23 protein-coding genes are annotated in these 25,474 nt (G+C 45.2%); 2 read left to right on the forward strand and 21 right to left on the reverse strand.

The annotated features are described in order from the left end of the window. Positions 1-2 precede the first annotated feature (2 nt). Positions 3-695, reverse strand: a complete 693-nt coding sequence (locus MUB50_RS10025; protein ID WP_118512866.1) for an N-acetylmannosamine-6-phosphate 2-epimerase — start codon at positions 693-695, stop codon at positions 3-5. Between the two features lie 332 nt (positions 696-1,027). On the opposite strand from MUB50_RS10025, the gene MUB50_RS10030 reads away from it, so the two are divergent. Beyond that, complete coding sequence (locus MUB50_RS10030) at positions 1,028-1,396, forward strand: hypothetical protein (protein WP_244790501.1); 369 nt, start codon at positions 1,028-1,030, stop codon at positions 1,394-1,396. Further along, on the forward strand, positions 1,371-2,078 hold the full coding sequence (locus MUB50_RS10035; protein ID WP_244790503.1) for an Rpn family recombination-promoting nuclease/putative transposase: 708 nt from the start codon (positions 1,371-1,373) through the stop codon (positions 2,076-2,078). The genes MUB50_RS10030 and MUB50_RS10035 overlap by 26 nt, the downstream gene beginning before the upstream one ends. A 571-nt stretch (positions 2,079-2,649) precedes the next feature. Here MUB50_RS10035 and MUB50_RS10040 read toward each other — a convergent pair. The 20 genes from MUB50_RS10040 to cls form a co-directional block, all read right to left on the reverse strand. Beyond that, a complete protein-coding gene (locus tag MUB50_RS10040; protein WP_147419620.1) occupies positions 2,650-2,973 on the reverse strand; it encodes a hypothetical protein in 324 nt (107 codons plus the stop codon). A 111-nt stretch (positions 2,974-3,084) separates the two neighbouring features. Next, on the reverse strand, positions 3,085-3,867 hold the full coding sequence (locus tag MUB50_RS10045) for a hypothetical protein (protein ID WP_244790505.1): 783 nt from the start codon (positions 3,865-3,867) through the stop codon (positions 3,085-3,087). Beyond that, positions 3,860-4,243 (reverse strand): SMU1112c/YaeR family gloxylase I-like metalloprotein, encoded by a 384-nt coding sequence (gloA2, locus tag MUB50_RS10050; protein WP_118625023.1) that lies wholly within the window; start codon positions 4,241-4,243, stop codon positions 3,860-3,862. The genes MUB50_RS10045 and gloA2 overlap by 8 nt, the downstream gene beginning before the upstream one ends. Positions 4,244-4,377: 134 nt before the next feature. Then, positions 4,378-4,710 carry a hypothetical protein gene (locus tag MUB50_RS10055; protein WP_118625025.1) on the reverse strand — a complete coding sequence of 111 codons (333 nt, stop codon included), beginning with the start codon at positions 4,708-4,710 and terminating at the stop codon, positions 4,378-4,380. Between the two features lie 66 nt (positions 4,711-4,776). After that, positions 4,777-5,391 carry a hypothetical protein gene (locus MUB50_RS10060; RefSeq protein WP_118625027.1) on the reverse strand — a complete coding sequence of 205 codons (615 nt, stop codon included), beginning with the start codon at positions 5,389-5,391 and terminating at the stop codon, positions 4,777-4,779. Positions 5,392-5,524: 133 nt separating this feature from the next. Next, complete coding sequence (locus MUB50_RS10065; RefSeq protein WP_244790507.1) at positions 5,525-6,196, reverse strand: 4Fe-4S binding protein; 672 nt, start codon at positions 6,194-6,196, stop codon at positions 5,525-5,527. Between the two features lie 152 nt (positions 6,197-6,348). Further along, the gene (locus MUB50_RS10070) at positions 6,349-7,458 is read right to left on the reverse strand and encodes a tyrosine-type recombinase/integrase (protein ID WP_118625029.1); all 1,110 of its coding nucleotides are present in this window, start codon (positions 7,456-7,458) and stop codon (positions 6,349-6,351) included. Positions 7,459-7,799: 341 nt separating this feature from the next. Then, positions 7,800-8,816: a UDP-glucose 4-epimerase GalE gene (gene galE / locus MUB50_RS10075; protein WP_118512885.1), complete on the reverse strand. Its 1,017-nt coding sequence runs from the start codon at positions 8,814-8,816 to the stop codon at positions 7,800-7,802. Between the two features lie 92 nt (positions 8,817-8,908). After that, positions 8,909-9,832, reverse strand: coding sequence for a sugar phosphate nucleotidyltransferase (locus MUB50_RS10080; protein WP_118625031.1), 924 nt, complete (start codon positions 9,830-9,832; stop codon positions 8,909-8,911). 143 nt (positions 9,833-9,975) lie between these two features. Next, entirely contained in the window at positions 9,976-11,331 is a 1,356-nt protein-coding gene (locus tag MUB50_RS10085; RefSeq protein ID WP_118512887.1) for a sensor histidine kinase, read from the reverse strand. After that, complete coding sequence (locus MUB50_RS10090; protein ID WP_118512888.1) at positions 11,328-12,002, reverse strand: winged helix-turn-helix domain-containing protein; 675 nt, start codon at positions 12,000-12,002, stop codon at positions 11,328-11,330. Before MUB50_RS10090 ends, MUB50_RS10085 begins: the two co-directional genes overlap by 4 nt. A 158-nt stretch (positions 12,003-12,160) precedes the next feature. Continuing rightward, entirely contained in the window at positions 12,161-13,981 is a 1,821-nt protein-coding gene (locus MUB50_RS10095; protein ID WP_118625033.1) for a Na/Pi cotransporter family protein, read from the reverse strand. A 188-nt stretch (positions 13,982-14,169) separates the two neighbouring features. Next, positions 14,170-14,670 carry a transcription elongation factor GreA gene (gene greA, locus MUB50_RS10100; protein WP_015527340.1) on the reverse strand — a complete coding sequence of 167 codons (501 nt, stop codon included), beginning with the start codon at positions 14,668-14,670 and terminating at the stop codon, positions 14,170-14,172. 135 nt (positions 14,671-14,805) lie between these two features. Continuing rightward, positions 14,806-15,339, reverse strand: coding sequence for a CarD family transcriptional regulator (locus tag MUB50_RS10105; protein ID WP_243101053.1), 534 nt, complete (start codon positions 15,337-15,339; stop codon positions 14,806-14,808). A gap of 215 nt (positions 15,340-15,554) precedes the next feature. After that, positions 15,555-18,569 (reverse strand): translation factor GTPase family protein, encoded by a 3,015-nt coding sequence (locus tag MUB50_RS10110; protein WP_118625035.1) that lies wholly within the window; start codon positions 18,567-18,569, stop codon positions 15,555-15,557. A gap of 84 nt (positions 18,570-18,653) precedes the next feature. Next, the gene (locus MUB50_RS10115; protein ID WP_118512892.1) at positions 18,654-19,523 is read right to left on the reverse strand and encodes a patatin-like phospholipase family protein; all 870 of its coding nucleotides are present in this window, start codon (positions 19,521-19,523) and stop codon (positions 18,654-18,656) included. 122 nt (positions 19,524-19,645) lie between these two features. Continuing rightward, complete coding sequence (locus tag MUB50_RS10120) at positions 19,646-21,202, reverse strand: ABC-F family ATP-binding cassette domain-containing protein (protein ID WP_118625037.1); 1,557 nt, start codon at positions 21,200-21,202, stop codon at positions 19,646-19,648. A gap of 153 nt (positions 21,203-21,355) precedes the next feature. Then, positions 21,356-21,853 (reverse strand): flavodoxin family protein BilS, encoded by a 498-nt coding sequence (gene bilS / locus MUB50_RS10125; protein ID WP_022427068.1) that lies wholly within the window; start codon positions 21,851-21,853, stop codon positions 21,356-21,358. 36 nt (positions 21,854-21,889) lie between these two features. Further along, positions 21,890-22,879, reverse strand: coding sequence for a choloylglycine hydrolase (bsh, locus tag MUB50_RS10130; protein WP_118625039.1), 990 nt, complete (start codon positions 22,877-22,879; stop codon positions 21,890-21,892). A 17-nt stretch (positions 22,880-22,896) separates the two neighbouring features. Then, positions 22,897-24,453 carry a cardiolipin synthase gene (gene cls / locus MUB50_RS10135; RefSeq protein ID WP_118625041.1) on the reverse strand — a complete coding sequence of 519 codons (1,557 nt, stop codon included), beginning with the start codon at positions 24,451-24,453 and terminating at the stop codon, positions 22,897-22,899. Between the last annotated feature and the right edge of the window lie 1,021 nt (positions 24,454-25,474).

Here is a 25,474-nt window from a genome sequence, read left to right on the forward strand (position 1 = left end):
CGTCATTTTCGTTCCATTACTTCAACAAATGATTTCGTGATCAGCTGTGGCCTTGTGATGATCGAGCCCACCACAACGCTGTAAGCTCCCAGCTCGATCACATGCTTCGCTTTTTCCGGTGTATTGATATTCCCCTCTGCGATCACCTTATGTTTTGCTTTCGCCACGATTTCTCTTAAAATTGCGAAATCATCCTCTTCGATCTTAGCGCCCTTGCTCTGCTCCGTATAACCAACCATCGTCGTTCCTATAAAATCAAATCCCAGCTCATCTGCATGAAGTGCCTCTTCTACTGTAGAACAGTCCGCCATCCATAGCTGATCCGGGTATCTTTCTTTTACCTCATGGAAAAACTCCTCCAGGGTTTTATTTCCGGGTCTTTTTGAGATCGTTGCATCCATTGCTATGATCTCCGGCCTTACCTCCATCAGTTCCTCGATCTCTTTCATAGTTGGCGTAATGTAAACCTCACTGTCCGCATAATCCCTCTTCACGATCCCGATGACCGGAAGATCCACCTGCGACTGTATCTCCCTGATATCCTCTTTGGTATTTGCCCGTATCCCGCATGCTCCGCCGATTTTTGCTGCCAAAGCCATTCTTCCCATAATAAATGAAGAATGCAGCGGCTCCTCCGGCAGCGCCTGACAGGATACGATCAGCTTCCCCTCCAGATTTGCTATCTTCTGATCCATTTTTGTCATTTCCCCACTTTTCTGTTGATGGAACAATGATACCATGAAACCGTTTTTCCGTAAAGTTTACAACCACATAAATCCACAGTCCCGGACCAGCAATTATTACTATTCACTGGTAATGTCCCGCGAGGTGTTTTTTGTGAGCGAAGGTCACAGAAAACCCGAGACATACCGCGCGAATTTATGCGATCAGCATATCTGTCATTTATGATCTTTTTATAAAATATCAGAGATCCGCTTCTCAAACGCCCTGATGTATGATACCCTATAACTGGATCAGATGATAAAACTATTCTGATCACATAAACAGATCGAAGGTGGTGAAACCTATGGGTACAAAGGATACCATCACCAAAGATTACATGGCTGACAACCGCGTTTTTGCGGACGTGTTCAACCATATGCTGTACAAAGGAAAAAACGTCATAGACCCTGACACTCTTCATCCACTGGATACCACAGCTCTCGCTGTCCCCTACGGATCTGGCACTTCAGAAGTGCCCGTCCAGAAATTCCGGGACGAATTCAAATCTCTTAATGTTATGCATGATGATTCCAGGATCTACCTTCTCCTGGGGATTGAGAACCAGTCGGAAGCACACTATGTAACGCAAGTGCAAAGCAATTGCGTTCATGAGCATGTAGCAAAGCGGAATGCGAACGTCCGCTTTTTTGCCGGTCAAGAACATGGTCTATGATGCATTAGAATACGCAGGGCAGGTAGAAAATTCCGCCAGATCCCACAGAGAAGCAAAGCAATGGCCTTCCACATCCGGAGAATATCTCACCGGCTTCTACAAGGATGACCGGCTGATCCCGGTCATAACCACAGTCGTGTACTTCGGTTCCGACACCTGGAACGCTCCCAGAAGCCTCCACGAAATGCTCTCTGTCCAGGACCCTGAGATCCTTTCTCTGGTCCCGGATTACCGGATCAATCTCTTCTCACCTGCCGAGATAAAGGATGAAGAACTTGATAAACTCCAGAGCAATCTCAAAGAAGTCATGCTCTTCATCAAATATTCCAAAGATAAACGGAAGCTCCAGGAGCTCACCACACAGAGCCCCGGTTTCCGCTCACTCGAGCTCAAAGCAGCCCGGGTCATCGACTCCATAACAGGTATCAACTTACGTTTCACAGAAACAGAAGGGAGTGTTAATATGTGTCAGGCTGTTCAGGAAATGTGCGATGATGCACGTGCCGAAGGCCGTCAGGCCGGATTGGCAGAAGGGCGTACTGCTGGGCTCGCAGAGGGCCTTCAGGAACAAGCTATACTGACAGCACAGCGTATGCTTCAGGATCCAAGATTCTCCCCTGAAGACATATCCAGATTTTCTGGCCTTTCTCTTGAGGAAGTGCTGAAATTACAGAAAAAATAGTTCGTATTGGAAATGCTCAGATCCTTTGTGGGGAATCTGAGCATTTTGCTATTTTATAATACCAATATTACTTTATATCACAGAACACTTCTTCTTGAATCCAAGTCACAATTTGATAGTTTCCTTTTATTCATTCTGGACAACCAACTCTCCGCGACTTACTTCTATTCCCCTGCCTGCCGTTATCTTATGCGAGTAACCGAGGTGCACATTTACCGGAATAATATCGCAAGCGCACAGCGTCCACGTCGTAAAGGAATCATCGAGTACGAACACCAATTATTATGCAGCCAACGGTTGGATTGGAGTAAATTTGAGTATGCCCAAAAGACATACATAGAGTGGAGCAAGTCCAAGGACTGGATGAGGATGAAGAGAAGATAAACTGAGAGCCACAGTCTCCCCGTGGCCCCAGAGTCAGGGCTAAACAAAACGGAGTGAACAATAACCAGCAAATTATTGTTTACTCCGTTTTGTTTAGCCCTGACTAGCTGTCCAGTTAATAGAGATCACACACAGCGAGGTTTTTTTAACTCCAGAAGTTCATTTTATTTTAGTCACAAACTATATATCACACACTATAAATTTCCATCATAAGCCGTATCCCGACTTTCAGGCCTTCCTCAAAAGCGGTCTTCTCCCATGCACAGCACACCGTCCCCTGCCGGTCCATGATCTTTTCCCAAAGTGGAATCTTATCTCCGACATAATCATCTACCAACCTATCCATACCATCTAGCCCACGCAGCCACTCTTCCAGTTCCTTTTCCTTGGCCTTTGCTGCCTTCCCTGCAACTGTGTTTTTCTCTACTGGGGTGTTCTCTGTGTAATGCTCGCAGATCAGACCCAGCAGGTTCTCCACCGGTGGATAATACTCCGGCTCTGTTTTCTTCAAATACTCCTCCAGCATTTCCTTCAATTTTTCTATAATGCTACCGTCCTTCCAAACTGAGATTCATTTCCTCAGTTACGGTACATATTACCGTAGACTTTTGCACATAGCAACCTATTTTTTGCGGTCTTTTGGATGCCCCATCTTTTCCTTCACTTCATCCGGCACATCGATCAACCCAAACCGGTAGAACATTCCATATATGTAAGCCACTCCCCGGATATCCCCCAAAGCTTTGGGTCTCTCTACTACTTCATCTTTTATATTTCCCAGTGCCAAAACTATAGAACTCCATGCCAGACTTTTGCTCTTCTCCCGGCGGTCGATCCACAGCTCCTTCGTGTACTCGCCATTCCTGCCTTTTTTAATTTCGTAAGAGAATGGCAACCCAGAGTAGGTTTTGAATTTCACACCAGCATAAGCCACAACCACACCCCATAAGTTTTCCTCTGTCGGATCAGCCTTCCACCGTTTCATTACTCTGTATCTCCGCTGCCGCTCTGCCCCAACACTGATTTTTTCTTTTTCTGCTGTGCTTGGGAAGTACACACCTTTTTTATATGGCAGGTACGAGGTGACGGAGGCTTTGGAGAGTTGAAGAGTATTTGCGGTTGAAAGTATGGATGTTTTGTAGTCTTGTATTTCACGGTATTCTTCAAAAGTTTTTTTTACTTTTTCCGCCACTTCCGATTCATACACACCAGCTGTGATGAGCAACTTTCTTACTTTGATAGGGTTTAGGTTCAGAGCATCGCCGATGGATTGGAGGGAGCAGTCCTCCCCATAAAGTGTCGCAGCAGCATCCATCTGCTCTTTCAGATTCTTCCCGGCATCGTACTCCGGCTTCAACTTCTTCCGGCCTCCACCGGGTTTTCTCGTTTTCTTCATTTTACTCATGCAGTTCCAGCGGCAGTCCGTCCGGGTCCTGGAAGAAAGTCATTTTCTTGCCGGTATAATCATCCACACGGATCGGCTCACACTCAATGCCTACCTCTGCCAGCTCATTCACTGTCTGTTCCACGCTATCAACGCAGAACGCTAGATGTCGTAGGCCACAGGCCTCCGGTCGGTTCACACGCTTCGGTGGGTTTTCCTCAGCGAAAATCTCCAGCTCTGTGTTTTCATTGACACGCAGATCCAGCTTCCAGTCTTTACGCTCTGGGCGGTAGTTTTCTCTGATGACAGAGAATCCCAGCTTGTTTGCATAGAAATCCTTTGCGGCTTCGTAGTCAGATACTATGATTGCAATGTGGTGTATTTTTGATAAGTTCATTTTGTTTCACACTCCATTTCTTCTATCTCATTTTTATTTTCGTTCCAAGCTATATAACAACCTTCAAATAATACCGTGTGAACTCCTGGAGTTCAGTTTGTCCACACGGCATTTATTTTTTCTTGGGTTCTTGTTTATTTCAGTTTTTCGAGGATCTCATCCGCGCTCATGCCGCTTGCCAGCAGCTTCTTCAGTACATTCTCGGCTTCCGATTTTTTTGCTTCTTCAGCGGCTTTAGCCTCCGCCTTTGCCTTCTTCGCTTCCAGCGTTGCCACTTCTTTTTCGGCCTTCTTCAAAGCAGTCTTCTTCTCTTTCAGATCAGCCTTCAAAGTGTCAATGTTGGCGGTGATGGATGCGATCTCAGCAGTTAGGGAAGTGATAGATTCCTGCTTCTCTGCGATCTGAGATGCGTAGTCTTTAGTAATATTGATTTTGGGACGGTTTTTGCTGCCTTTCGTTCTGGGCATAGGTGATAACCTCTTTTCTTTTATAGTTGTTTAAGTATATCACTGTGTTTGGGGTAGTGGGGAATATTAGTTTTCATCATCGATTATTTGGCATACTTCACCATCTATGCAAGCAAACATTTCTCCCATTGGAGTAAAGTGATACGTCCAGTTGTCAAGCTCAAACAATTCCGATTTTTTGTTCGGCACATCTGGCTCATTAGAGGTTGCAATCTTGCTTAAGTATTTCATCTCAAGCAAATATAAAGCGCCTAATGCATAAAGAACATTCTTTTGATTGGCCATCTGTATATTCGCATAGCGACTATGTTTAATCTTACAAAATCCATCCCAAAATGTCAGTGACTGCGCCGGATTTGCTGTATTCCACCCCTGATATGGCTGAAATTCCATATCTCGCTCTGGAATTAGAACTTTTTGATTTACAATATCAGAATAATCATTTAACACAAAGGTGCAATAATCATTCATGTTTTTTCGATCTTCAGCGGCAAACCCACAATACACCTTAAAGAAATTATCCAATTCTGCTCCAATTGATTGCAGCAAAAGAGCATATTCATTAGAAAAGGTTCCTGCATTCTGCCAATCCAACTCAATGTAATTCAATGTGTTTTTAAATTTTTCTTCTAACACAAGATAATAACGCCAATAATGTTGTAAGAATTCTTTTCGTGCCATACATCACACCTCCTTACATTTTCAATTGTTTCTCTCACATCTTCGCCGATCATAAGATCGTTGCCTGCTGCTCACCACGGAGAGGTGTGTGGTTATTTATAGAGCAGCGTAGGGAGCTACCGCTCCCAGTATATCACATTTCACTTGCTTTCGCTACCTTGAATGGACAGACTTTCAAACACTGGTAGCATCGAACACACTTACTTTCATCAATCTGTGGATATTCAAAGCCTTCTTCATGCAGCATATCATATTTGTATTCAAAAACTACGGATGGTGACATGAGTCTGGCGTTTTCCGGAAAGTCTCTGCCTGACAGCCGGCAATGCATCCAGGTCCATGTGTCTCCTGTCCAAACACGCAGTGTGATCTCTTTAGCGGAAAAATCCTGATACATTCCTTTGTAATAGGTAACTGCTGCATTTAGTTTCTCTGCTCTGCCGATCTTCTCATCCTGGGTAAAACGGCTGAGATAGCTTTTGGCTGAAGCAATTCCCTCATTGGCTGCTGCTCTTCGAAAATACAGCGGAACCTTTTGCCAGGGGAGGGGATCTGATGGTATGCGTCCGCCTCGTCCCGGAATACTCATGATCTCCAGCTCGCGTAAAGTCTGCTGGCTTCCCAGTTCCCAGAGTTCCGTATGATCCAGAAGCAGGTTGTAATAAAATTCAGCGATCCGGTTATAAAATTCCTGCGTGGTCCGCAGCCATTCCGGATGTCTGCACCAGAGATGCAGTCGCCAGGTTGTGATGCTGTAGCCGCTTTTTCCGGTGTTTTCTTTTTTGCCGGTTTCCGGTTCTTTCATTTTGGTTCTCCGTTTTTTGTAAAGAAAAATCATTATAATATAACTTATCTAAATTATTATTTCCTGTCGCTTATCATTTCCATAAGCGACAAACAGGCCGGAAACCCGTATAAAAGCGGACTTCCGGCCTGCTTTGACCATAATTCTGACTGCTAATAGCTCAGCTTCTCCATGCACTTCTGCTTTTGTTTTATACTGCTGTGCACATAAATATCCATGGTAATCTTGACGGACGAATGCCCGAGAATTTCAGAAAGTGTCTTGCTGTCAAATCCCATCTCTGTACATCTGGTGGCAAATGCATGCCTGAGAGAATGGATGTTGATGCTGGGGATTTCGCATTGCTGAAGAACCCGCTGGAATTTTCGCTGGATATTTCTGGGTTCCATGCATTTACGATTCGTACTCGTCAGCAGGTATGAATCAGGTTCAGCAGCAATCCGTTCCATTTTTTTCAATAAAAAATCAGGGATTGGAATATCCCTGATGGATGAGACTGATTTAGGAGGACCTATCATTAAAACGGTTTTGGGTTCGTCATCAGATGCACCAGAATAATCAAGATTTTTTATTCGTGAGATCGTTCGTCTTATATGTAGCAGTTTTTCATCAAAATCAATATCTTCCCAGCGAATGCCGCTGAGCTCTCCAACACGGATCCCTGTGTAAATGCATAACAGGATGCCGATGGAAAACTCAGAATCCTCAGCGGAGAGAGTCGTGATCAGTTTTGTAAGATTTTCAGAAGAAATAAGCTCGAAAGGACTGGTATTTATTTTTGGATACCGAAAATCCAGTTGTGAAAGATTCAGATAACCCTGCTTCTCACCATAGCGTAAAATACTGTGGAACAGGATCAGAAGATTTTTGATCGTACGTGGTGAAAGCCCTTGACGTTTCAGCTTTTCGGAGAAAGCGTATACAGAAGCAGAAGAGATATATTTCAGAGGTGTATCTCCAAATTCCGGAAGGATATGTGTATCGAGCAGTGTCTCATAGCATGCATAGGTGCTAAGTTTCACTGCATAACGCATGGAAAGCATCCATTCTTCACTGAGATTTCGAAATACGTAGCGTTTTCCGCAAAATTTCCGAGGATCGTTCTGACACAGGATGTCCAGTTTTTTCTGTTTTACAGCTTCATATGTACGACCATACAGATATCCGTACTGGATCCGTCCATTCTGGTCACGGCATTTTTCATAGCGCGCCTCCCATCTTCCGTCTTTCCTTTTTCTGATATTTTCCCCTTTTCTAGGCATAATCGTAGTCTCCTTTTCGCACTATTATAGCAAAAGTCTGACCATTTTTGTGACCACTAATAAGCGAAAAAAAGAAAAATTTGTCGTATATAAAAATATTTAACCGAAAAAAACTGCATTTTTGGTCGAAAGTGGTGCATTTTTCGCATCTTGACAGTGACAGGGTGCAATGCTATCATTGATTAAGATTCAAAAACTATGCAATTTGAGAGAAAATCACCTGTCGCTTATGGAAATGATAAGCGACTTTTTTTCCCTCAAAAAAAACAACACGGCAGACGTCCCTCCGGGGCTGTCTGCCGTATTTTATATCAATTTTATGTAATTAGGCTTTCTGTTCCTTAAGCCTCATATCCATTAGGGTTCTGGCTCTGCCATCTCCAGGAGTCTGCACACATCTCGCGGATTCCGTTCTCTGCCTTCCAGCCAAGCTCTTTCTCTGCTTTGGTTGCATCGGAGTAGCAGGTTGCGATGTCGCCTGGGCGGCGTGGTTTGATCACATATGGGATCTTGACGCCGGTAGCTGCCTCAAAGTTCTTAACGATATCAAGAACACTATAGCCTTTTCCGGTTCCAAGGTTGTAGATGCTTAATCCGGAATTGTCTTCCAGCTTCTTAAGGGCTTTTACATGGCCCTTGGCAAGATCTACTACGTGGATGTAGTCACGGACACCTGTTCCATCCGGTGTATCGTAATCGTTTCCGAATACGCCAAGCTCTTTCAGCTTGCCTACTGCTACCTGTGTGATATATGGCATCAGGTTGTTCGGGATACCATTTGGATTCTCACCGATGGTTCCACTCTTATGAGCACCGATCGGGTTGAAGTAACGAAGAAGAACTACATTCCACTCCGGGTCTGCCTTCTGGATGTCTGTAAGGATCTGCTCCAGCATGGATTTGGTCCAGCCATATGGGTTGGTACACTGTCCCTTCGGGCACTCCTCGGTGATCGGGATCATTGCCGGATCTCCGTATACGGTTGCTGAGGAAGAGAAAATAATATTTTTAACATTATGCTTTCTCATCACGTCTACAAGGGTAAGGGTTCCTGCGATATTGTTCTCATAATACTCCCACGGCTTGGCAACAGATTCACCAACTGCCTTCAGTCCTGCAAAATGAATACAGGAATCGATCTCTTCCTTGTCAAAAACCTCATTTAATGCATCGCGGTCCAGGATATCTGCTTTATAGAATTTCACCGGTTTGCCTGTGATCTTGGATACTCTGTCCAGAGCCTTCTCACTGGAATTGCATAAATTGTCAACTACTACAACATCATATCCTGCGCTCTGCAGCTCTACAACGGTATGACTTCCAATGTATCCTGCTCCGCCTGTTACTAAAATTGCCATAGTTTTTCTCCTCCTCTATTGGATCTAACTGTTCCTGTTTATTTTAGCACTGTTCCTTTGTTTCCACAATAGCCGAAAACCAGGTTTACTACTTAATCCCAGAGTCCTTGCGGATAAAGTCCCTGATCCTTCAGATTCTGGATCGCGGCTACCACTACCGGTTTGTCCTCTTTATAGGTCACTCCGTACCATTTATCCTGTGTGGTAAGGACTTTGACTGCTGCCTTTTTTTCCTGAAGGAGCTCGTCAACTACAAACGGAAGAAAATATTCGCATTTCAGAGGATTTTCCGGGATGCTCTTTTCAAGGAATACCGGGAAGCGTTTTACCAGCTCTTTCATAAATCCACCGGTGAATCCCCACATGTTCATGGATACCGGAGTCTCTCCCGGGAGACTTGTCCAGGTTTTTCCATCGTCCTCTGTGTAGGCTGCTCCGCCGTCACGTTTCTCAATGTGTGTTCGCTCATTGATATCTGCAAGATATCCATTTTCATCTGTCTCACAGACACCTCTGGAAACGTAGCCGTTGTCTGTCAGGGTGTTCTCAAGACGGTAGCCTACCATCATATACTGGGCAGGTACGGTGTCCTCCTGGGCCTGGATCAGGAAATCATACGCCATCTTAAAGGCATGGGTTCCATAATAATCATCTGCATTGATCACCACAAACGGTCCGTCGATCTCTCCGGCACAGCTTAATACCGCATGTCCGGTTCCCCATGGCTTCACACGGCCTTCCGGAACCTGGAAGCCTTCCGGGATGTTGTTGAGATCCTGATGCACATAAACGATCTCCACCTTGTCACTTAAGCGGTCGCCGATGGCATCGCGGAAATCCTGTTCATTCTCTTTTTTTATGATGAATATCACTTTCTTAAAGCCTGCACGTACGGCATCATAAATGGAAAAATCCATAATGATATGACCTTCCTGATCTACAGGATCGATCTGTTTCAGTCCGCCGTAGCGGCTTCCCATTCCTGCTGCCATTACTACCAGAACCGGCTCTTTCATAATCTTGTTCCTCCTGATTTTTAGAAATACAGGGATTTTTTCCCATACATAGTTTAAGCCGGTCAGATTCTCATCCGACCGGCCTTTGAACCTTTTTTTATTATACTACACTTCACCGTGAAATCCTACTGATTATTTTCAGTTTATTTTCGGTCAGAAGTATTCTCCGGGAAAACGATCTCCATCCTGGTTCCAACTCCCTGTTCACTTTCCACGTTGATCTGTGCATGATGAAGCGTTGCTCCATGCTTCACAATGGAAAGACCCAGACCTGTTCCGCCGGTCTGTCTGGAATGGCTTTTGTCTACCCGGTAAAAGCGCTCAAAGATCCTTCCCTGTTCACTTTTCGGGATTCCGATCCCGTCATCTGCCACACAGTAGAACGGATGCCCTTTCCGGTTGCCTACCATGATCCGCACATGACCATTCTGTTCTGTATAGCGAACTGCATTGTCTGCAATATTAAAAAGCATCTCATAGAGTACATGGCGGACGCCCTGGATCTTCTCTGTACTTCCGGCAAGCTCAAGGGAAATATTTTTCTTTCCGGCAGGATGTCTGAGATTATTTCTTACGTCTTCTGCAAGCTCATAAAGATCCACCTCTTCAAAAGGAACCTCACTGTTGCTTTCATCCAGTCTGGAAAGCTGGATGATATCCGCTACCAGATTGGAAAGTCTTATTGATTCATGGTAGATCCTTCCGGAAAATTCCTGTATATGATCTGCCGGAACCATGCCGTTCATCATAAGCTCCGCATAACCGGAAATGGACATCAGCGGGGTCTTCAGCTCATGGGAAACATTTGCAGAAAATTCCTTCCGGATTTCCTCTGCCTCCTTCAGTTCTTTTACCTGCTGCCGGATCTGCCGATTCTGTTCATCCACCCGCACAAGAAGGGGACGCAGCTCCTCATAGCACACGTTGTTCAGTGGATGCTCCAGATCCAGATCGTTGACCGGACGGATCAGCTCTCTGGTCTGTCTCTGTGCAAAAACAAACTCCAGGATCAGTACCAGGAGCATCAGAAGTCCCAGCACTGCAAGACTTGAGGTCCATGTGGAATATATGGAATCTACGGTTTTTCCCACCCGGAGCACGTTTCCGTCATCCAGCTTCACCGCATAATAAAAGGTCTTTTTTGCAAAGGTTTCCGAATAACGGATACTTTCGCTTTTTCCGTTTTTTTCTGCCTGTATAAATTCCGGACGATCACTGTGATTTGCCAGTTTTTTCGGAGATGTCTCAGAATCGTAGAGAACGGTTCCGTCTTTACGGATGAGAGTCACACGACTTGATGATACTGTCTGGAGCTTTTTTGTGAGAAAGGAATCTCCATACTCATCCATGGCAAGGCAGATATACTGAGCTTCCTCACGGACTCCCCGCTGCATGTATGTGTTTAATTTATTGTAGGTGACCACACTTGCTGCCAGAAACGTGACAAGAACAGCAAAAATGATCATAATGCTTGTATGATGCAGAATTTTCTTTTTCATACATGATCTCCGATCCGGTATCCCACACCACGCACTGTCTCAATCAGATTTCCGGCTTCCCCAAGCTTCTGTCGGAGAGTCCGTACATGAACATCTACAGTCCTCGTTTCTCCGTCAAAATCATAGCCCCACACATGGCACAGGATCTGGTTTCTGGACATGACCAGTCCTTTGTTCTCCATAAGATATTCCAGAAGTTCAAATTCCTTTCTGGTCAGCTCTTTCACCTCACCCTGATAGCAGACTTCGTGACGGGACACATTGACACGAAGGCCCTTGCAGTGCAGCTCCCTCTCTTCACTCTGCCTTGCGCAGCGCCGAAGGACCGCTTTGACCCTGGCTACAAATTCCATCATCCCGAAGGGCTTGGTGATATAATCATCTGCGCCGCTCTCCAGACCTTTTACCTTGTCAAACTCCGCTTCTTTGGCTGTGACCATGATCACCGGGATATCCCGGGTCCTGGTATCACTTTTCAGTCGTTTCAAAATATTATACCCGTCTTCACCCGGGAGCATGATGTCCAGCAGGATCAGCTCCGGTAGATTTTTTTTCATGGCTGTGTCAAGTTCTGCCCCGGTTTCAAAACCTTCTGCCTCAAAGCCTGTTGTCTCCAGGGTATAGACAAGAAGCTCTCTGATATTTCTCTCATCTTCCACACAGTAGATCATTCTATATCCTCTCTGTTCGTTTTTTTGCCGTTGGCACTTCATAATCGTCTGGTCTTTTTTGTTCCATGCCTTCAGTATAACTGCTTTCTTTTTACTGCACAAGCCCTGGCCGTCTGCTGATACAGATAACCAGGGCATAGCATTATTTCGATATCTTTTTATTGGCTGCCTGCCGCTGCCATCTGGGCTGCAGCCGGCTCATCCTTTATTTCCGGAAGCTGATACTGACTCCGGATCACCTCCAGCTCACGGTAGAAGGTTTCGTCCGGCCCATGTTTGATCTGCTTCAGGTGCTGATGTGTATCAAAAGCATCTTCATGAACCTGTGTCACACAGACACCGATATTGGAACAGTGATCTGCCACACGCTCCAGGCTGGTAGTCACATCGGACAGGATGAATCCCATTTCAATGGTACATTCCCCGGCGCGAAGTCTCTGGATATGCCGGTACTTCAGTTCCTTGCTGAGTTCATCGATCACTTCCTCCAGTGGCTCGATCTCTCTCGCAAGCTGCACGTCCTGATTTTCGTAAACCTTGTAAGCAATATCTACAATATCTTCCACCGCATGCTCCATGACACGTAACTCTTCCAGCGCCTTATCCGAAAACTTCAGGCCTTTTTCATAAAGCTCCTGTGCGGATTCCATGATGTTCACACCGTGATCGGAAATCCTCTCGAAATCACCGATACAGTGGAGCATGATGGAAACACTGTGACTGTCATGAACGGAAAGATCCTTCTGGTTCAGCTTTACAAGATAGGTTCCAAGCTCATCCTCATAACGATCTACCTTTTTCTCTGCTTCTTCCACCAGAACCTTTCCTTCTGCGCTGAAATTCTTCAGAAGATCCAGGGCGGTAAACAGAGTTCTGTGAGAATCCTCTGCCATTTTTTTCGCTGCATTCCTGCTCTGCTCAACTGCAAATGCAGGTTTCTCCAGAAAACGGCTTTCCAGGATCATGAAATCCGGATCTGCTGCCACCTTCTCCTGCTCTTCCTTCCTGTCGCGGATAGTAAGACAGGCAAGCTTCTCCAGAGCCTTTCCGAACGGAAGAAGGACAAGAGTTGCCGTAATATTGAAGGTACTGTGCAGAATCGCGATCCCGGCCGGAGTCGCTGCCTGCGTCATAAATGAAAAATGTACTGCTGCATTTATCGCATAAAATACTGCCATGAACAGCATGGTTCCGATCAGATTGAAATACAGATGGACCATAGCCGCACGTTTTGCGTTTTTGCTGGCTCCGATGGCTGAAAGGATCGCAGTGATACAGGTACCGATATTCTGTCCCATGATAATAGGAAGTGCTGCACTGAACGGTACCATTCCGGTAAGACACAATGCCTGGAGGATACCAACCGATGCGGAGGACGACTGGATGATCGCTGTCAGCACTGCTCCAGCCACAACTCCCAGGATCGGGTTGGAAAATTTCACCAGCATTCCGGTAAACTCCGGTACCTCTGCAAGAGGTTCCACAGCTCCGCTCATGGCATTCATTCCATACATCAGGATCGCAAAGCCTACTAAGATCGCTCCCACGTCCTTTTTCTTCTGGCTTTTTGTAAACATGATCAGAACCACGCCGATCAGTGCCAGAATCGGTGAAAATGACGTCGGCTTAAAAAGCTGGATAATAAAGTTATCACTCTGGATACCTGTAAGACTTAAGATCCATGAGGTTACGGTAGTACCGATATTGGCACCCATGATGATTCCCACAACCTGGGACAGCTTCATGATTCCCGAGTTTACAAAACCAACGACCATAACGGTAGTTGCCGAGGATGACTGGATCACTGCAGTCACACCCAGTCCAAGAAGAACGGCTCTGATGGGATTGGAGGTAAGTGTCTCCAGGATCCGCTCAAGCTTTCCGCCTGCAACCTTCGCAAGCCCGTCTCCCATTAAGTTCATTCCATAAAGGAAAATAGCAAGGCCGCCAAGCAATGCCAGTACGCTGAAAAAGTCCATAATACTCTCCTTCACTTTCTCTTTTTGATATGTTTGATTTCCTTTTTCTCATTTCAACGATTTTCATAATAGCGGCCTATTGTAAAATTTTCCCCACCGGAATGTAAAATCTGTGTAAAAAAATAAAACAGAGGATCCTGATACGGGAAACAGATTTCCCATCAGAATCACTCTGTCCTATATATCGTTCAGAATCCGCGGATCTCCTCATCCTCAGATCCGGTCTTGTCGATGGATTTTATTACAAGGTAATAGCTGTAATCATCATTGACCTTTACTTCCACCCGGTCTCCTACACGATGACCGCGCAGTGCCTTGCCGATAGGCGATTCGATACTGATACGGTTTTCCATGGAATTTCCACGGATGGAAGTAACCAGCTTGTACTTCTCCACCTCATTATCTTCTTCAAAAAGAACTTCCACGATATCGTCCATTCCCACTTCGTCTGATCTGGAAGCATCGGATACAATGGAAGCGGTCTTCAGCATCCTCTCCAGATAACGGATGCGGCTCTCATTCTGATTCTTATGCTTCTTGGCTGCATAATACTCAAAGTTCTCACTTAAGTCTCCCTGGGCACGTGCCTCCTTGACCGCCTCAATGGCTTCCTTACGTACTACCAGTTTACGGTGTTCGATCTCCTGCTCTATTTTTTCAACATCCTTGCGGGTAAGCTGTTCTCTCATTTCTCTGGCATCTCCTTTTCTTTATAACATTCAGACTGATTCTGAATCTGTTCTCCACTTCCCATGAAGCTTCTGTCACAGATACAGAATTCTGGAAGGTTACCGGAAATACCATAGCAGATACGCTCTGCTTTGTCAAACAGCACATACCTGTTCTTCGGCTTCCTTCTTCTGGTTTACTCGCTGTTCAATATAATCTGCCATACGTTCTTTGGGGATATCCAGTAACATGGACAATTCAGAATAGAGATGATCCTCTGCAAGCTTCAGATACCGTTCGTCTGTAGCGGTTGTTTTTTTGCCATGAGATAATCTGGCCTGTTTTCTGACGTAGATCGTCTTGATGATTCGAAGAAGATCTCTGCATTCACAGGTACGGATGCATTTCTTGTAGCTATCCTCCCGGAATTTCTCATTCTCAATACTCAGTGTCTCAATAGATGGGATCTCATCGATAAGCCTCTCCGCTTCTTCCCTCGTAATGATTCCGCGAAGCACCTGCTTTCCACCTTTCACCGGTGTAAATATCTTCCCATCTGTCTCTCCTCCGGGTCTCAGTACATAATAAAGCTTCTCGCCGGAGGAACCATCCACCCTCATTGTGGTAACTCCTGTTACCTGGCAGATGCCGGTACGACCATACACAACATATTCGCCTGTTTCAAACATTTTGCCACTTCCTTTCATTTTTTACTTTTCTTTTGTTATCCTGGCGCTTATTGTGCTCTAATGAAAGCTCCCTGCCAGGTTATATATCCAGACAAGGAGCTTCTCACTGAGGATTCTATCCTTATTTTACTACTTTTCCCATTTATTTGCAAAAGAATTCAAAAAGCTTTTTTATTTTTGTGAAATATGCCCACAATGAGGGCATATATTTTTTGTTATAATTCTTCTTTTTTCTTTCTTCCCAGACGGATGTCTTCCATATGAGATTTCAGTTCCGGTGTCATACTGTCAAAGAGATAGGTTTTGCTGTTGTCCCTGCGCTCCTGCCATTCTTCTCTCATCTGCTGTTTTGCGGAAGCGATCTCATCTTTGAATCCGCGCGCTGAGATCCTGGCGGCTCCCTGTCCCATAATGATGATCTGCTCCAGTCCGTCTGATGTGGCAACTGTCACATTATGCTTCCGTCCGATTTTATGGACAGTACGTTCAATGTACTGGTCTGCTGTTTCCGCTTCTTTTGTGTAGACAACATGAATGTTATGATACTGGAAGGTTTCCTCCGGATGGCCCTCCACACGGTAGGCATCAAATACCAGGATCAGGATGCATCCCTTGATCCCCTGATAATCGCTCAATATGTCCATTAACCTGGACTGTGCTGCATGAAAGTCTGCCTGTGCCAGATCTCTTAAATCCTCCCAGGCAAATATGATATTGCAGCCGTCCACCAGCAGATAGTCCTCTCTGTGGATGGCCGGACTGCTATTTCTCCAGGCGCCGTGACCGGTTTTTGCCGTATGGCCGGAATCTGCTGCACCTTTGTCTCCCTTTCCGGAAAAGCTGCTTCCGCTTTCCGGATTTCCGAAGCTTCGGCTGTTACTGCTGTATTTCTTTGAGCTCACCGGACCAAAGGTTTTCTCAAAGATTGCCTTCAGTTCTTTTTCCTCTTCGTAGCTTCCATACATGGAGGTATATTTTCCACGGCCGGCATTGGCTGTTCTGTGATCAGGACTGTTTTTGGCTGTTCCCTGACCTGCACGCACTCCTGCAGAACTGTTGTCGGAATCCTCATAGGCATCATTACTGTCCGGAAGCTGAGTTCCTTCCAGATGCATATATTTTTCTACCTCATACCAGGGAACCACGAAGCCTGCTCCATGGGCACAGAATACAGAACCTGTAGGATTCTCAAGATCTCTCTCGGAATCATATCCGATCTCCTCTGCGATCTGCTCCTGATCCTGGCAGGGTTCATAGCCCTTCAGAGTACAGGTCAGATGACCTCTGCCTCTTGTGTAGGAAACTACCTGACTCTGATAATCCCTCATTTTTGCCACCGGCGCACTTCCTGTGATCACCGATAGCTCTCCCTGGGTTTCCGGTCCCTGAAAGGTTCCCTGCATCCTCTGGATATCCGTCATGGCACGTCCTACATTTTCTGCCGGAATCTCAAGCCTGAAGCTGTAATAGGGTTCCAGAAGAACTGTCTCTGCTTTCTTGAGGCCCTGGCGCACAGCACGGTAGGTCGCCTGCCGGAAATCTCCGCCTTCCGTATGCTTCTGATGTGCCCGCCCGGTGAGAAGTGTGATCTGCATATCGGTGATGGGTGATCCGGTAAGGACTCCCAGATGCTCTTTTTCCTCCAGATGTGTCAGGATCAGCCGCTGCCAGTTCCGATCCAGCTGATCTTCATTTGCCGCAGTAAAAAACTGCAGCCCGCTTCCTCTCTCTCCCGGTTCCAGAAGAAGATGCACCTCCGCATAATGACGAAGCGGTTCAAAATGTCCCACGCCTTCCACCGGTGCGGCAATGGTTTCTTTGTATACGATATTGCCGGTTCCAAATTCTACTGCCACATGAAAACGCTCCCAGATCAGATGCTTCAGGATCTCGATCTGTACCTCGCCCATCAGCATGGCGTGGATCTCTCCCAGCTGCTCATCCCACATGATATGAAGCTGCGGTTCTTCCTCCTCCAGCTCCTTCAGGCTTTTCAGCATCCTGTGGGCGTCACAGCCCTCCGGAAGGATGATCTGATAATTCAGTACCGGTTCCAGCACCGGCATGGCAGAATCCGCCTCAATGCCAAGTCCCTCTCCCGGATATGTTTCGGTAAGACCTGTGACTGCACAGACGGTTCCTGCCTCTGCCTCTTTGAGCATTTCAAATTTTGCACCGGAATAGATACGGATCTGATCTGCCTTTTCCTCCCAGATCTCCTCTGCCGAAATACCATTTTTTCCTGCATTGGTCAGCGTCTCCTTGACCTTCAGTCTGCCGCCGGTGATCTTCATATAAGTGAGACGGTTTCCCTGATCATCTCTGGCGATCTTAAATATCCTGGCTCCGAATTCTGTGGGATAGGACGGTGCTGCCATGTAGGTCTCCATTCCATGGATAAAAGCATCTACTCCTTCCATCTTCAGGGCAGATCCAAAGAAGCAGGGAAAAAGCTTTCGCTCCAGGATCAGCTCTGCCACGTCCTTTTTTGCGATCGTTCCTGTTTCCAGGAAACTTTCCAGAAGGTTCTCCTCGCACATGGCAATATTTTCCAGAAAATCATCCGTACCATTTATTTTATCAGAAGCACCCTGCATTCCGGATATATTCTCTTTTTCTGCTTCACTGGCGTTGTCTTTCAGCTGCATTCCTTCAGCTGACGGAGATTTCCCGGAGTTATCCACAGGATTCTCCTTTTTCCCTGCTGCTTCTGCACCGGAGCATTCCAGTTCTCCACTAAAATCCACACAGCATCCGCTTAATTTCTTCTTCAGCTCCTCAAGAAGTCTTTCTCTGTCCGTTCCTTCCTGGTCCATTTTATTTACAAAAAGAAATGTTGGAATCTTGTACTGCGTCAGCAGTCTCCACAATGTCTGTGTATGCCCTTGCACCCCATCTGCTCCGTTGATCACCAGGATCGCATAATCCAGCACCTGCAGGGTACGCTCCATCTCAGCAGAAAAATCCACATGCCCCGGCGTATCCAGAAGTGTCACTTCCATATCCCCCATGTAAAAAACTGCCTGCTTTGAAAAAATGGTGATTCCTCTCTCCCTCTCAAGCTCATAGGTATCCAGATACGCATCCTTGTGATCGACTCTTCCGATTTTCCGGATCCTTCCGCATTTAAAAAGCAGGCCTTCCGATAATGTCGTCTTTCCTGCATCCACGTGGGCAAGCACGCCCAGGCTTATATGTCTGTGTTTTATATTCTGAGGTTTTTCTCCCATTGAAAATACCCCTTTCTGTTGTAATGATATCCAATATCATAACATAGAAAGGGGTATAAGTCGAATTTTGTTTCGGTCTGTGATTCAGGAATCCAGGTAGGCTTTCAGCTTCTCCAAATCCTTTTTCATATCTGCTCTTCCTGTCTGGTAGATCCGCTCCAGATTGCTCTCATCACGCTCGATCATCGCCGCCTGGATGGGACTGCTCGGACGGATGATATGGATACGCCCCTCTTTTTCCAGAGAAGCCAGTTCTTCCAGTGTTTCATTATAATGGATATGCCGTTCCTCCAGATCCTTCAGAAAAGCCGGATATTTATGTAATACTGCTTTCAGAAAAAGCTGCATCTTCGGGTTTGCTTTTTTTCGGTACTTCACATCTCTGGTAAGCACCACTACGTTTTTTTCGTATCCCCGGGAAAGCATCCATTTGACCGGGATCGGATCAGACACACCACCGTCCAGAAGTCTCTTTCCCCCAAGCATCACCGGCCGGGAGGCTACCGGGATCGATGCAGATGCACGCATCCATTCAATATCCTCCACATCTCCGTTGGGACATTCATGATACACCGGTTTTCCTGTATCCAGGTCCGTACACACCACTGTAAATTTCATGGGATTTTCCGCGTAGGTCTGACGGTCAAAAATATCCAGTTTCCAGGGCAGTTCATAATATCCGAATTCCCGGCTGTATACATCTCCTGTGGTGATCCAGTTCCGGATGCTTGCAAGTCTTTTATCCTTGCAGTACTTTTTATTATAGCGAAGAACTCTTCCGATCTGCCTGGACTTATAATTGCATCCAAAAACAGCTCCAGCCGATACGCCCACTGCACTGTCCGCGTAAATCTCATTTTCCATCAGAACATCGATCACACCGGCTGTATACAAGCCTCGCATACCGCCGCCCTCCATAACGATACTGAATTTTTTCAATTGTGTTTCTTCCATTTATTTGTCCTCTGTATTCTGTCTGGCAGACTCTGCTGCCCTTATGCTGTCATCTTTTATGTCCCATTTATTGTACTTCTTGAATTATATCTGTCTTTTCTGACATATATCTATATCCATTATCAGAATATCTTGGTTGTCCACCTGCTCATATCCCAGACTTCATTTACCACATCCTGGTAAAATTCCGGCTCATGGCAGATGAGAAGGATACTTCCGCGGTATTCCCTGAGAGCTTTTTTCAGCTCATCTTTTGCATCTACATCCAGATGATTGGTAGGCTCGTCCAGAAGAAGAATGTTGGTGTCACGGTTCACCAGCTTGCAAAGACGCACTTTTGCCTGCTCACCACCGCTTAAAACCCGTACCTGGCTCTCAATATGCTTGGTCGTCAGTCCGCATTTTGCCAGCGCGGAACGCACTTCATACTGGGAAAATGCCGGAAATTCCTGCCAGAGTTCTTCGATACAGGTAGTTCGATTCTCACCTTTAACTTCCTGCTCAAAATATCCGATCTCAAGGTTCTCGCCCTGCTCCACACTTCCGGAAAGAGGCTTGATCAGTCCGAGAAGACTCCGAAGAAGTGTTGTTTTTCCTATTCCATTGGTTCCCACCAGTGCGATCTTCTGTCCTCGCTCCATAGTAAAATTCAGCGGCTTGGAAAGCGGCTCATCATAACCGATCACAAGATCATGGGTCTCAAAAAGCATCTTTCCCGGTGTTCGGCCATAACGGAATTTGAACTCCGGCTTCGGCTTCTCTGCTGCCAGCTCGATCACATCCATCTTGTCCAGCTTTTTCTGACGGGACATAGCCATATTTCTTGTGGAAACACGTGCCTTATTCCTTGCCACGAAATCCTTCAGCTCACTGATCTCCTGCTGCTGTTTGCGGTAAGCAGCCTCCAGCTGTGCCTTCTTGACTGCATAGACCTCCTGGAAATGATCGTAATCTCCCACGTAACGGTTCAGTTCCTGATTTTCCATGTGATAGATAATGTTAACTACAGAATTCAGGAACGGAATATCATGTGAAATAAGGATAAAGGCATTCTCATAATCCAGAAGATATCTTTTCAGCCATGCAATATGCTCCTCATCCAGATAGTTGGTAGGCTCATCCAGAAGCAGGATATCTGGCTTCTCAAGAAGAAGCTTCGCAAGAAGTACCTTGGTTCGCTGTCCGCCGCTTAGATCCGTAACATCACGGTCAAGCCCCAGATCCAGAAGGCCCAGAGCTCTGGCAACCTCCTCCACCTTGGCATCGATCGCATAAAAATCGTGAAGTGTCAGTTCGTCCTGGATCGTTCCAAGCTCTTCCATCAGCCCATCCATCTCGTCAGGATCTGCGGTTCCCAGCCTGTCGCAGATCTCGTTCATCCGTTCCTCTTTTTTAAGAAGAGGATCAAAAGCGGATTTCAGCACCTGGCCGATGGTCATCCCCTTTTCCAGAACCGCATGCTGATCCAGATAGCCTGCGTGGACATTTTTTGCCCACTCTACCTTTCCCTCATCCGGCATCAGTTTTCCGGTCACGATGCTCATAAATGTGGACTTTCCTTCGCCATTGGCGCCTACAAGTCCGATATGTTCTCCCTTAAGAAGCCGGAAAGATACATCTTCGAAAATTGCTCTGTCTCCAAACCCGTGGGTCAGGTGTTCTACATTTAAAATACTCATTTGTTATATTCCTTTATCATTGTGGTTTTTGTGTTTTCCCGGAAGGGATTTTTAATAATGCTATAGTATTATACTTGATATTTTTCTCTGCTGTAAAGTCAAATCTCTGTATACACTGCGATCGGCTGACTGGCAGTTGCTGGTACACCGTTTTTATTTCATAATGATCTTCTTCAGTTTTTCCAGGTCGTCCGTATCAGGATGAGACAAAGCACAGTCAAAATTTTTGATCAACAGATCAAGATTCGCAGGGTGTTCCGGATTTTCTTTCATTTTTATATATCGTTCACGCACAGACTGGGGCATCTTTCCCTGACACATATACTCTCCGATAACAACATTACCCGGAGCAACAGACTGTCTGACCTGACCGAGAACCTTTTCAAAATATGCCGCACTTGCACCAAAACCGGCTGTTCCAAACAGAAAAATCTTCTTCCCTTTTAATTTGGATAACAATTCCAGGGTCTTCTTATCTGCATTCCCTTTGTCCGTCCAAAATCCGATATACAGCAGATCGGATCCAGGTACCTGTGATCCGGTCTCCCCAAAGTGATCACACTTATCTTTTGGCAGCACTTCATAGATCGCCTCAGCCAACTTTTTTGTATTACCGGTTAAGCTGCTGAATACTATTGAATAATTTTCCATCTTCCTACCTCATTATCTTCTGTAAAAATCCTGATCTCATTTATTATGCCATCTGATCTCACCATTTAATATGATCGGATAACGGATCAGCTTGTCTGAATCAAGGTTTTCCGCATACATATCTACTGCTGTTATCTGATGATTATCATATGTGGTGTAATAATAGATTCCCTTTGTCGTGTTGCAGCATGAAGTATAGATCGTGATCTCATATGCGCCATCTGATACCTCACAGCATCCCCGCTGCTGATCAACAGAGCCTAAAATATGGAAAAACTGGCTGACACTTTCGTTTTCCCCATCTCCGGATATTGCATTTAGTTTTGTAAATGCAACCTTTACAAATCTTGACTGGCTTGAAAGATCTCCCGGAATTCCCATTCCGCCCATTCCTCTGCTGTATGGATCCAGCTCCAGCACTCCTGCAAATGTACTTTCCGGCTGCTTTCTGGATACACCTGCAAAATTGTTAAGTGCAAACATCTGACCGGGGAATGGAGGATTATTTGTAAGTACGCCAACAGGATCATCATAGATGTGCATTCCGTCTTTCATGGATTCTACAACGATGCATTCCTCCTTGTCTGCGATCATCCAGTGAAGCTGTGCAGTTGGAAGCTGTTCACTGAAGGGTGTTCCCATAAGCTTCATATTGGAAAGCATCCTCCTTGCTTCAGCCACCGAAGCACATTGGGTAAGGATCCATGGAATAAATTCATATTGCGCCACCTGGATAAGATCCTTATCTGCCTCTGTCACTTCATCTGCATATGCCGCATTCCCCACAAAGTTAAGTCCTGCCATACCCAGTCCCTTTTCATTAGCCGCATCATAATAAAGCGGATAATCTCCTGCTACAAATGCCATTCCTATGAGAGCATAATGTGTTTTTGATTTTCCTGCATATCGAAAATCGAACTCATAATTTCTTGGAGTTATGGTCACCTCTTCCCCATAGGAAAACTCATAGTCAAGAGTTCTTCCCATATAAAAATCCTTTGTCTGATAAGTTGCTGCTGTACACATAGATCTACACCTCTTTCTTACAATAATCCTGCAAATAATCTCATGAAAAGCTGTCCAAGACGAAGATATGCACTACGTCCTGTCCGGTATTGTTCTGTTACTTCCCGACATTCCTGCATTGTTTCTTCCAGATCATTTCTTATGGATAACACAGCCGGACTGTCTGCCATAAAGCATCCGTTTTCAAAATGATGATAAAGACTTCTGTAATCCAGATTTATGGTTCCGCAGGTTGCCATACAGTCATCTGCCACACTCATCTTGGCGTGGCAGAAGCCAGGTGTCCACTCATAGATCCGCACTCCATTTTTAACCAGTCCATGATAAAAAGAACGTGTGACACTGTAAATCATTTTTTTATCCGGGATTCCCGGTGTAATGATCCTTACATCAACTCCCCTCTTTGCAGCAAGGCACAGAGCATGTGTCATTTCATCCGTAATGATCAGATATGGCGTCATAAACCAGCAGTATTTTTCTGCTTTGTTGACCATGCTGATATAAACTTCCTCTCCTACCTGTTCATCATCCATTGGACTATCTGCATAAGGCTGTACAAATCCGGTCTGAGCTGCCTTATATTCTGATCTTATAAAATATTTGCTGAAATCCTCATTATTATTCCTGTCATTGGCTGCATTCCACATTTCAAGGAATGTTGCTGTCAGCGACTGAACTGCATCGCCTTCAAGACGGATCCCGGTATCCTTCCATTGTCCGTAAGGATTGGTGTAATTAAAATATTCATTTGCCAGATTATAGCCGCCTGTGAAAGCTACTTTTCCATCGATCACTGTTATTTTTCGATGATCACGGTTGTTCAGAAATACATTCAGCCCCGGCATAAATGGATTAAATACCCGGCAGTGGATTCCGATCTGCTCCATCTTTTTTACGAAATCCGTATTAATAAATCCAATAGATCCCATATCATCATAAAATACTCGCACTTCCACGCCTGCCTGCACACGCTCCTCCAGTACTTTCTGGATCTTTTTCCAGGCCTCTGCATCTTCTATCGCATGATATTCCATAAAAATAAACTTTTCAGCCTTTGACAATGCCAATAATTGTGCTTCTAATCCCTTTACCGCCTCATCATAATAAACAATATCCGTGTTCTGGTATACGGGATAACCTGCGTTTTTCCAAATATACTCACTGATATTTCCTGCTTTGGGGATTTTGTTTTTGATATTTTCCAGTTTTTCCCGATTGTCCGGCAGAAACGGCAGAAGCTTTCTGTCGATGTCCGCATATCGTTCTCGCATTTTATGGGTTCCGCCATTTAATCCGATGAGCAGATATAATGCTACACCCATGATCGGAAACACAAGTATCAGAATGATCCATGGCATTTTCATGGAAGAGGTCTGATCGGATGCATATAGTGCCAGAACCAGAATTCCTGCAAAGACTCTGGTCAGCAGATTAACGATCTCCGCATACTCATTCAGCCTTGTGATCATGATAATGATAAAAGCTGCTTCCAATAAAATACAAAGCACCGAAAAGCATAATCGAATGACACCGTTTTTCGTTTTTGCTCTGCCCTCCAATGTATCCTGCTTCATAAAACCGCCCCTTTCTGCATTGAATGGGAATTTCCTGTTGTGCGTAAGCCTAACTGAATATTCCTGTTGCGTAATAAAATCAGCAATTATCTTCTATACTGCAAACAGCGCAGCTCTGACCTGCTGATTCTTTGTCCACTGTAATAAAAAATGAAATATGAAGAAAGCCCTGGAAGCTGCAACTTCGAGGGCTTTTGCTTTTTTTGTTATAAACACTTTAATTCTTTTTTGCCTGCGAGCATTATATCATATGCGATTTTTCTTCGCAATATACTCTGTATACTTTTTAAGGTGTTTCTGCTTTTACTGAACTCTTTGCTTCTATCATTGCAATAACTTTCTCCGCTGGATATAACAAAAAAGACCTTCTGCAACCTCAACGGAGAGATTTCCATGATAGAACAGCTCATTGCCGAAGCAACAGAATGTGATTTCAAAGTTGCTCTCGAAACGAATAAGCCAAAAACTGGTTAAAAAACACCCCTTTGATTTTCCAACGAGGCTTGTGACTATTGCAAGTCAACAAAATGCTTGTTTCTACACCCCTTGACCTTTCTTTCTTGTTTATAATGAGAAAGAAAGAAAAAGAAAGGAAAGGCAACCTTTTCAAATCTGGATCGAACTGACAGAAGAGATTATCCAGAGGATGCAATCAGAGAATCTTTACTGAACAGCATTGTTCACCGTGATTACTCTTTCAGCGGAAGCAATCTGGTCAATGTCTATGAGGATAGAATCGAATTTGTCTCTCTTGGAGGTCTTGTATCCGGTCTGGAACTGGAATCCATTTTCTTGGGTGTTTCATAATCGAGAAATCCGAACCTTGCGGCTGTCTTCTCCAGGATGAGATTGATTGAAAGTTATGGCACAGAAATCGAAAAAATTGAATGTGCATATAAGAATTGACCATCCCCGCCAGAGTTTGAAACGGCAAAAGGTGTTTTCCGCGTAACACTTCCCAACAGGAATGAGCAGCCGGAAACGAATGTCCGGATATCTGATAAAGCGGACAAAGATATTT

Origin of the sequence: Blautia sp. NSJ-140 (genome assembly GCF_022868965.1) — a bacterium.
Lineage (GTDB): Bacteria > Bacillota > Clostridia > Lachnospirales > Lachnospiraceae > Blautia_A.

Coding starts and splice junctions, on each gene's coding strand:
- MUB50_RS10025 (WP_118512866.1), bottom strand. CDS start 695: ATGGATCAGAAGATAGCAAATCTGGAGGGGAAGCTGATCGTATCCTGT.
- bsh (WP_118625039.1), bottom strand. CDS start 22,879: ATGTGTACAGCAGCAACTTATCAGACAAAGGATTTTTATATGGGAAGA.
- MUB50_RS10090 (WP_118512888.1), bottom strand. CDS start 12,002: ATGATCTACTGTGTGGAAGATGAGAGAAATATCAGAGAGCTTCTTGTC.
- cls (WP_118625041.1), bottom strand. CDS start 24,453: ATGAAGCAGGATACATTGGAGGGCAGAGCAAAAACGAAAAACGGTGTC.
- galE (WP_118512885.1), bottom strand. CDS start 8,816: ATGGCAATTTTAGTAACAGGCGGAGCAGGATACATTGGAAGTCATACC.
- MUB50_RS10085 (WP_118512887.1), bottom strand. CDS start 11,331: ATGAAAAAGAAAATTCTGCATCATACAAGCATTATGATCATTTTTGCT.
- MUB50_RS10080 (WP_118625031.1), bottom strand. CDS start 9,832: ATGAAAGAGCCGGTTCTGGTAGTAATGGCAGCAGGAATGGGAAGCCGC.
- MUB50_RS10055 (WP_118625025.1), bottom strand. CDS start 4,710: ATGCCCAGAACGAAAGGCAGCAAAAACCGTCCCAAAATCAATATTACT.
- MUB50_RS10110 (WP_118625035.1), bottom strand. CDS start 18,569: ATGGGAGAAAAACCTCAGAATATAAAACACAGACATATAAGCCTGGGC.
- MUB50_RS10095 (WP_118625033.1), bottom strand. CDS start 13,981: ATGGACTTTTTCAGCGTACTGGCATTGCTTGGCGGCCTTGCTATTTTC.
- MUB50_RS10115 (WP_118512892.1), bottom strand. CDS start 19,523: ATGGAAGAAACACAATTGAAAAAATTCAGTATCGTTATGGAGGGCGGC.
- gloA2 (WP_118625023.1), bottom strand. CDS start 4,243: ATGAACTTATCAAAAATACACCACATTGCAATCATAGTATCTGACTAC.
- MUB50_RS10120 (WP_118625037.1), bottom strand. CDS start 21,202: ATGAGTATTTTAAATGTAGAACACCTGACCCACGGGTTTGGAGACAGA.
- greA (WP_015527340.1), bottom strand. CDS start 14,670: ATGAGAGAACAGCTTACCCGCAAGGATGTTGAAAAAATAGAGCAGGAG.
- MUB50_RS10030 (WP_244790501.1), top strand. CDS start 1,028: ATGGGTACAAAGGATACCATCACCAAAGATTACATGGCTGACAACCGC.
- MUB50_RS10105 (WP_243101053.1), bottom strand. CDS start 15,339: ATGTTTGAAACAGGCGAATATGTTGTGTATGGTCGTACCGGCATCTGC.
- MUB50_RS10060 (WP_118625027.1), bottom strand. CDS start 5,391: ATGGCACGAAAAGAATTCTTACAACATTATTGGCGTTATTATCTTGTG.
- MUB50_RS10065 (WP_244790507.1), bottom strand. CDS start 6,196: ATGAAAGAACCGGAAACCGGCAAAAAAGAAAACACCGGAAAAAGCGGC.
- MUB50_RS10045 (WP_244790505.1), bottom strand. CDS start 3,867: ATGAGTAAAATGAAGAAAACGAGAAAACCCGGTGGAGGCCGGAAGAAG.
- bilS (WP_022427068.1), bottom strand. CDS start 21,853: ATGGAAAATTATTCAATAGTATTCAGCAGCTTAACCGGTAATACAAAA.
- MUB50_RS10070 (WP_118625029.1), bottom strand. CDS start 7,458: ATGCCTAGAAAAGGGGAAAATATCAGAAAAAGGAAAGACGGAAGATGG.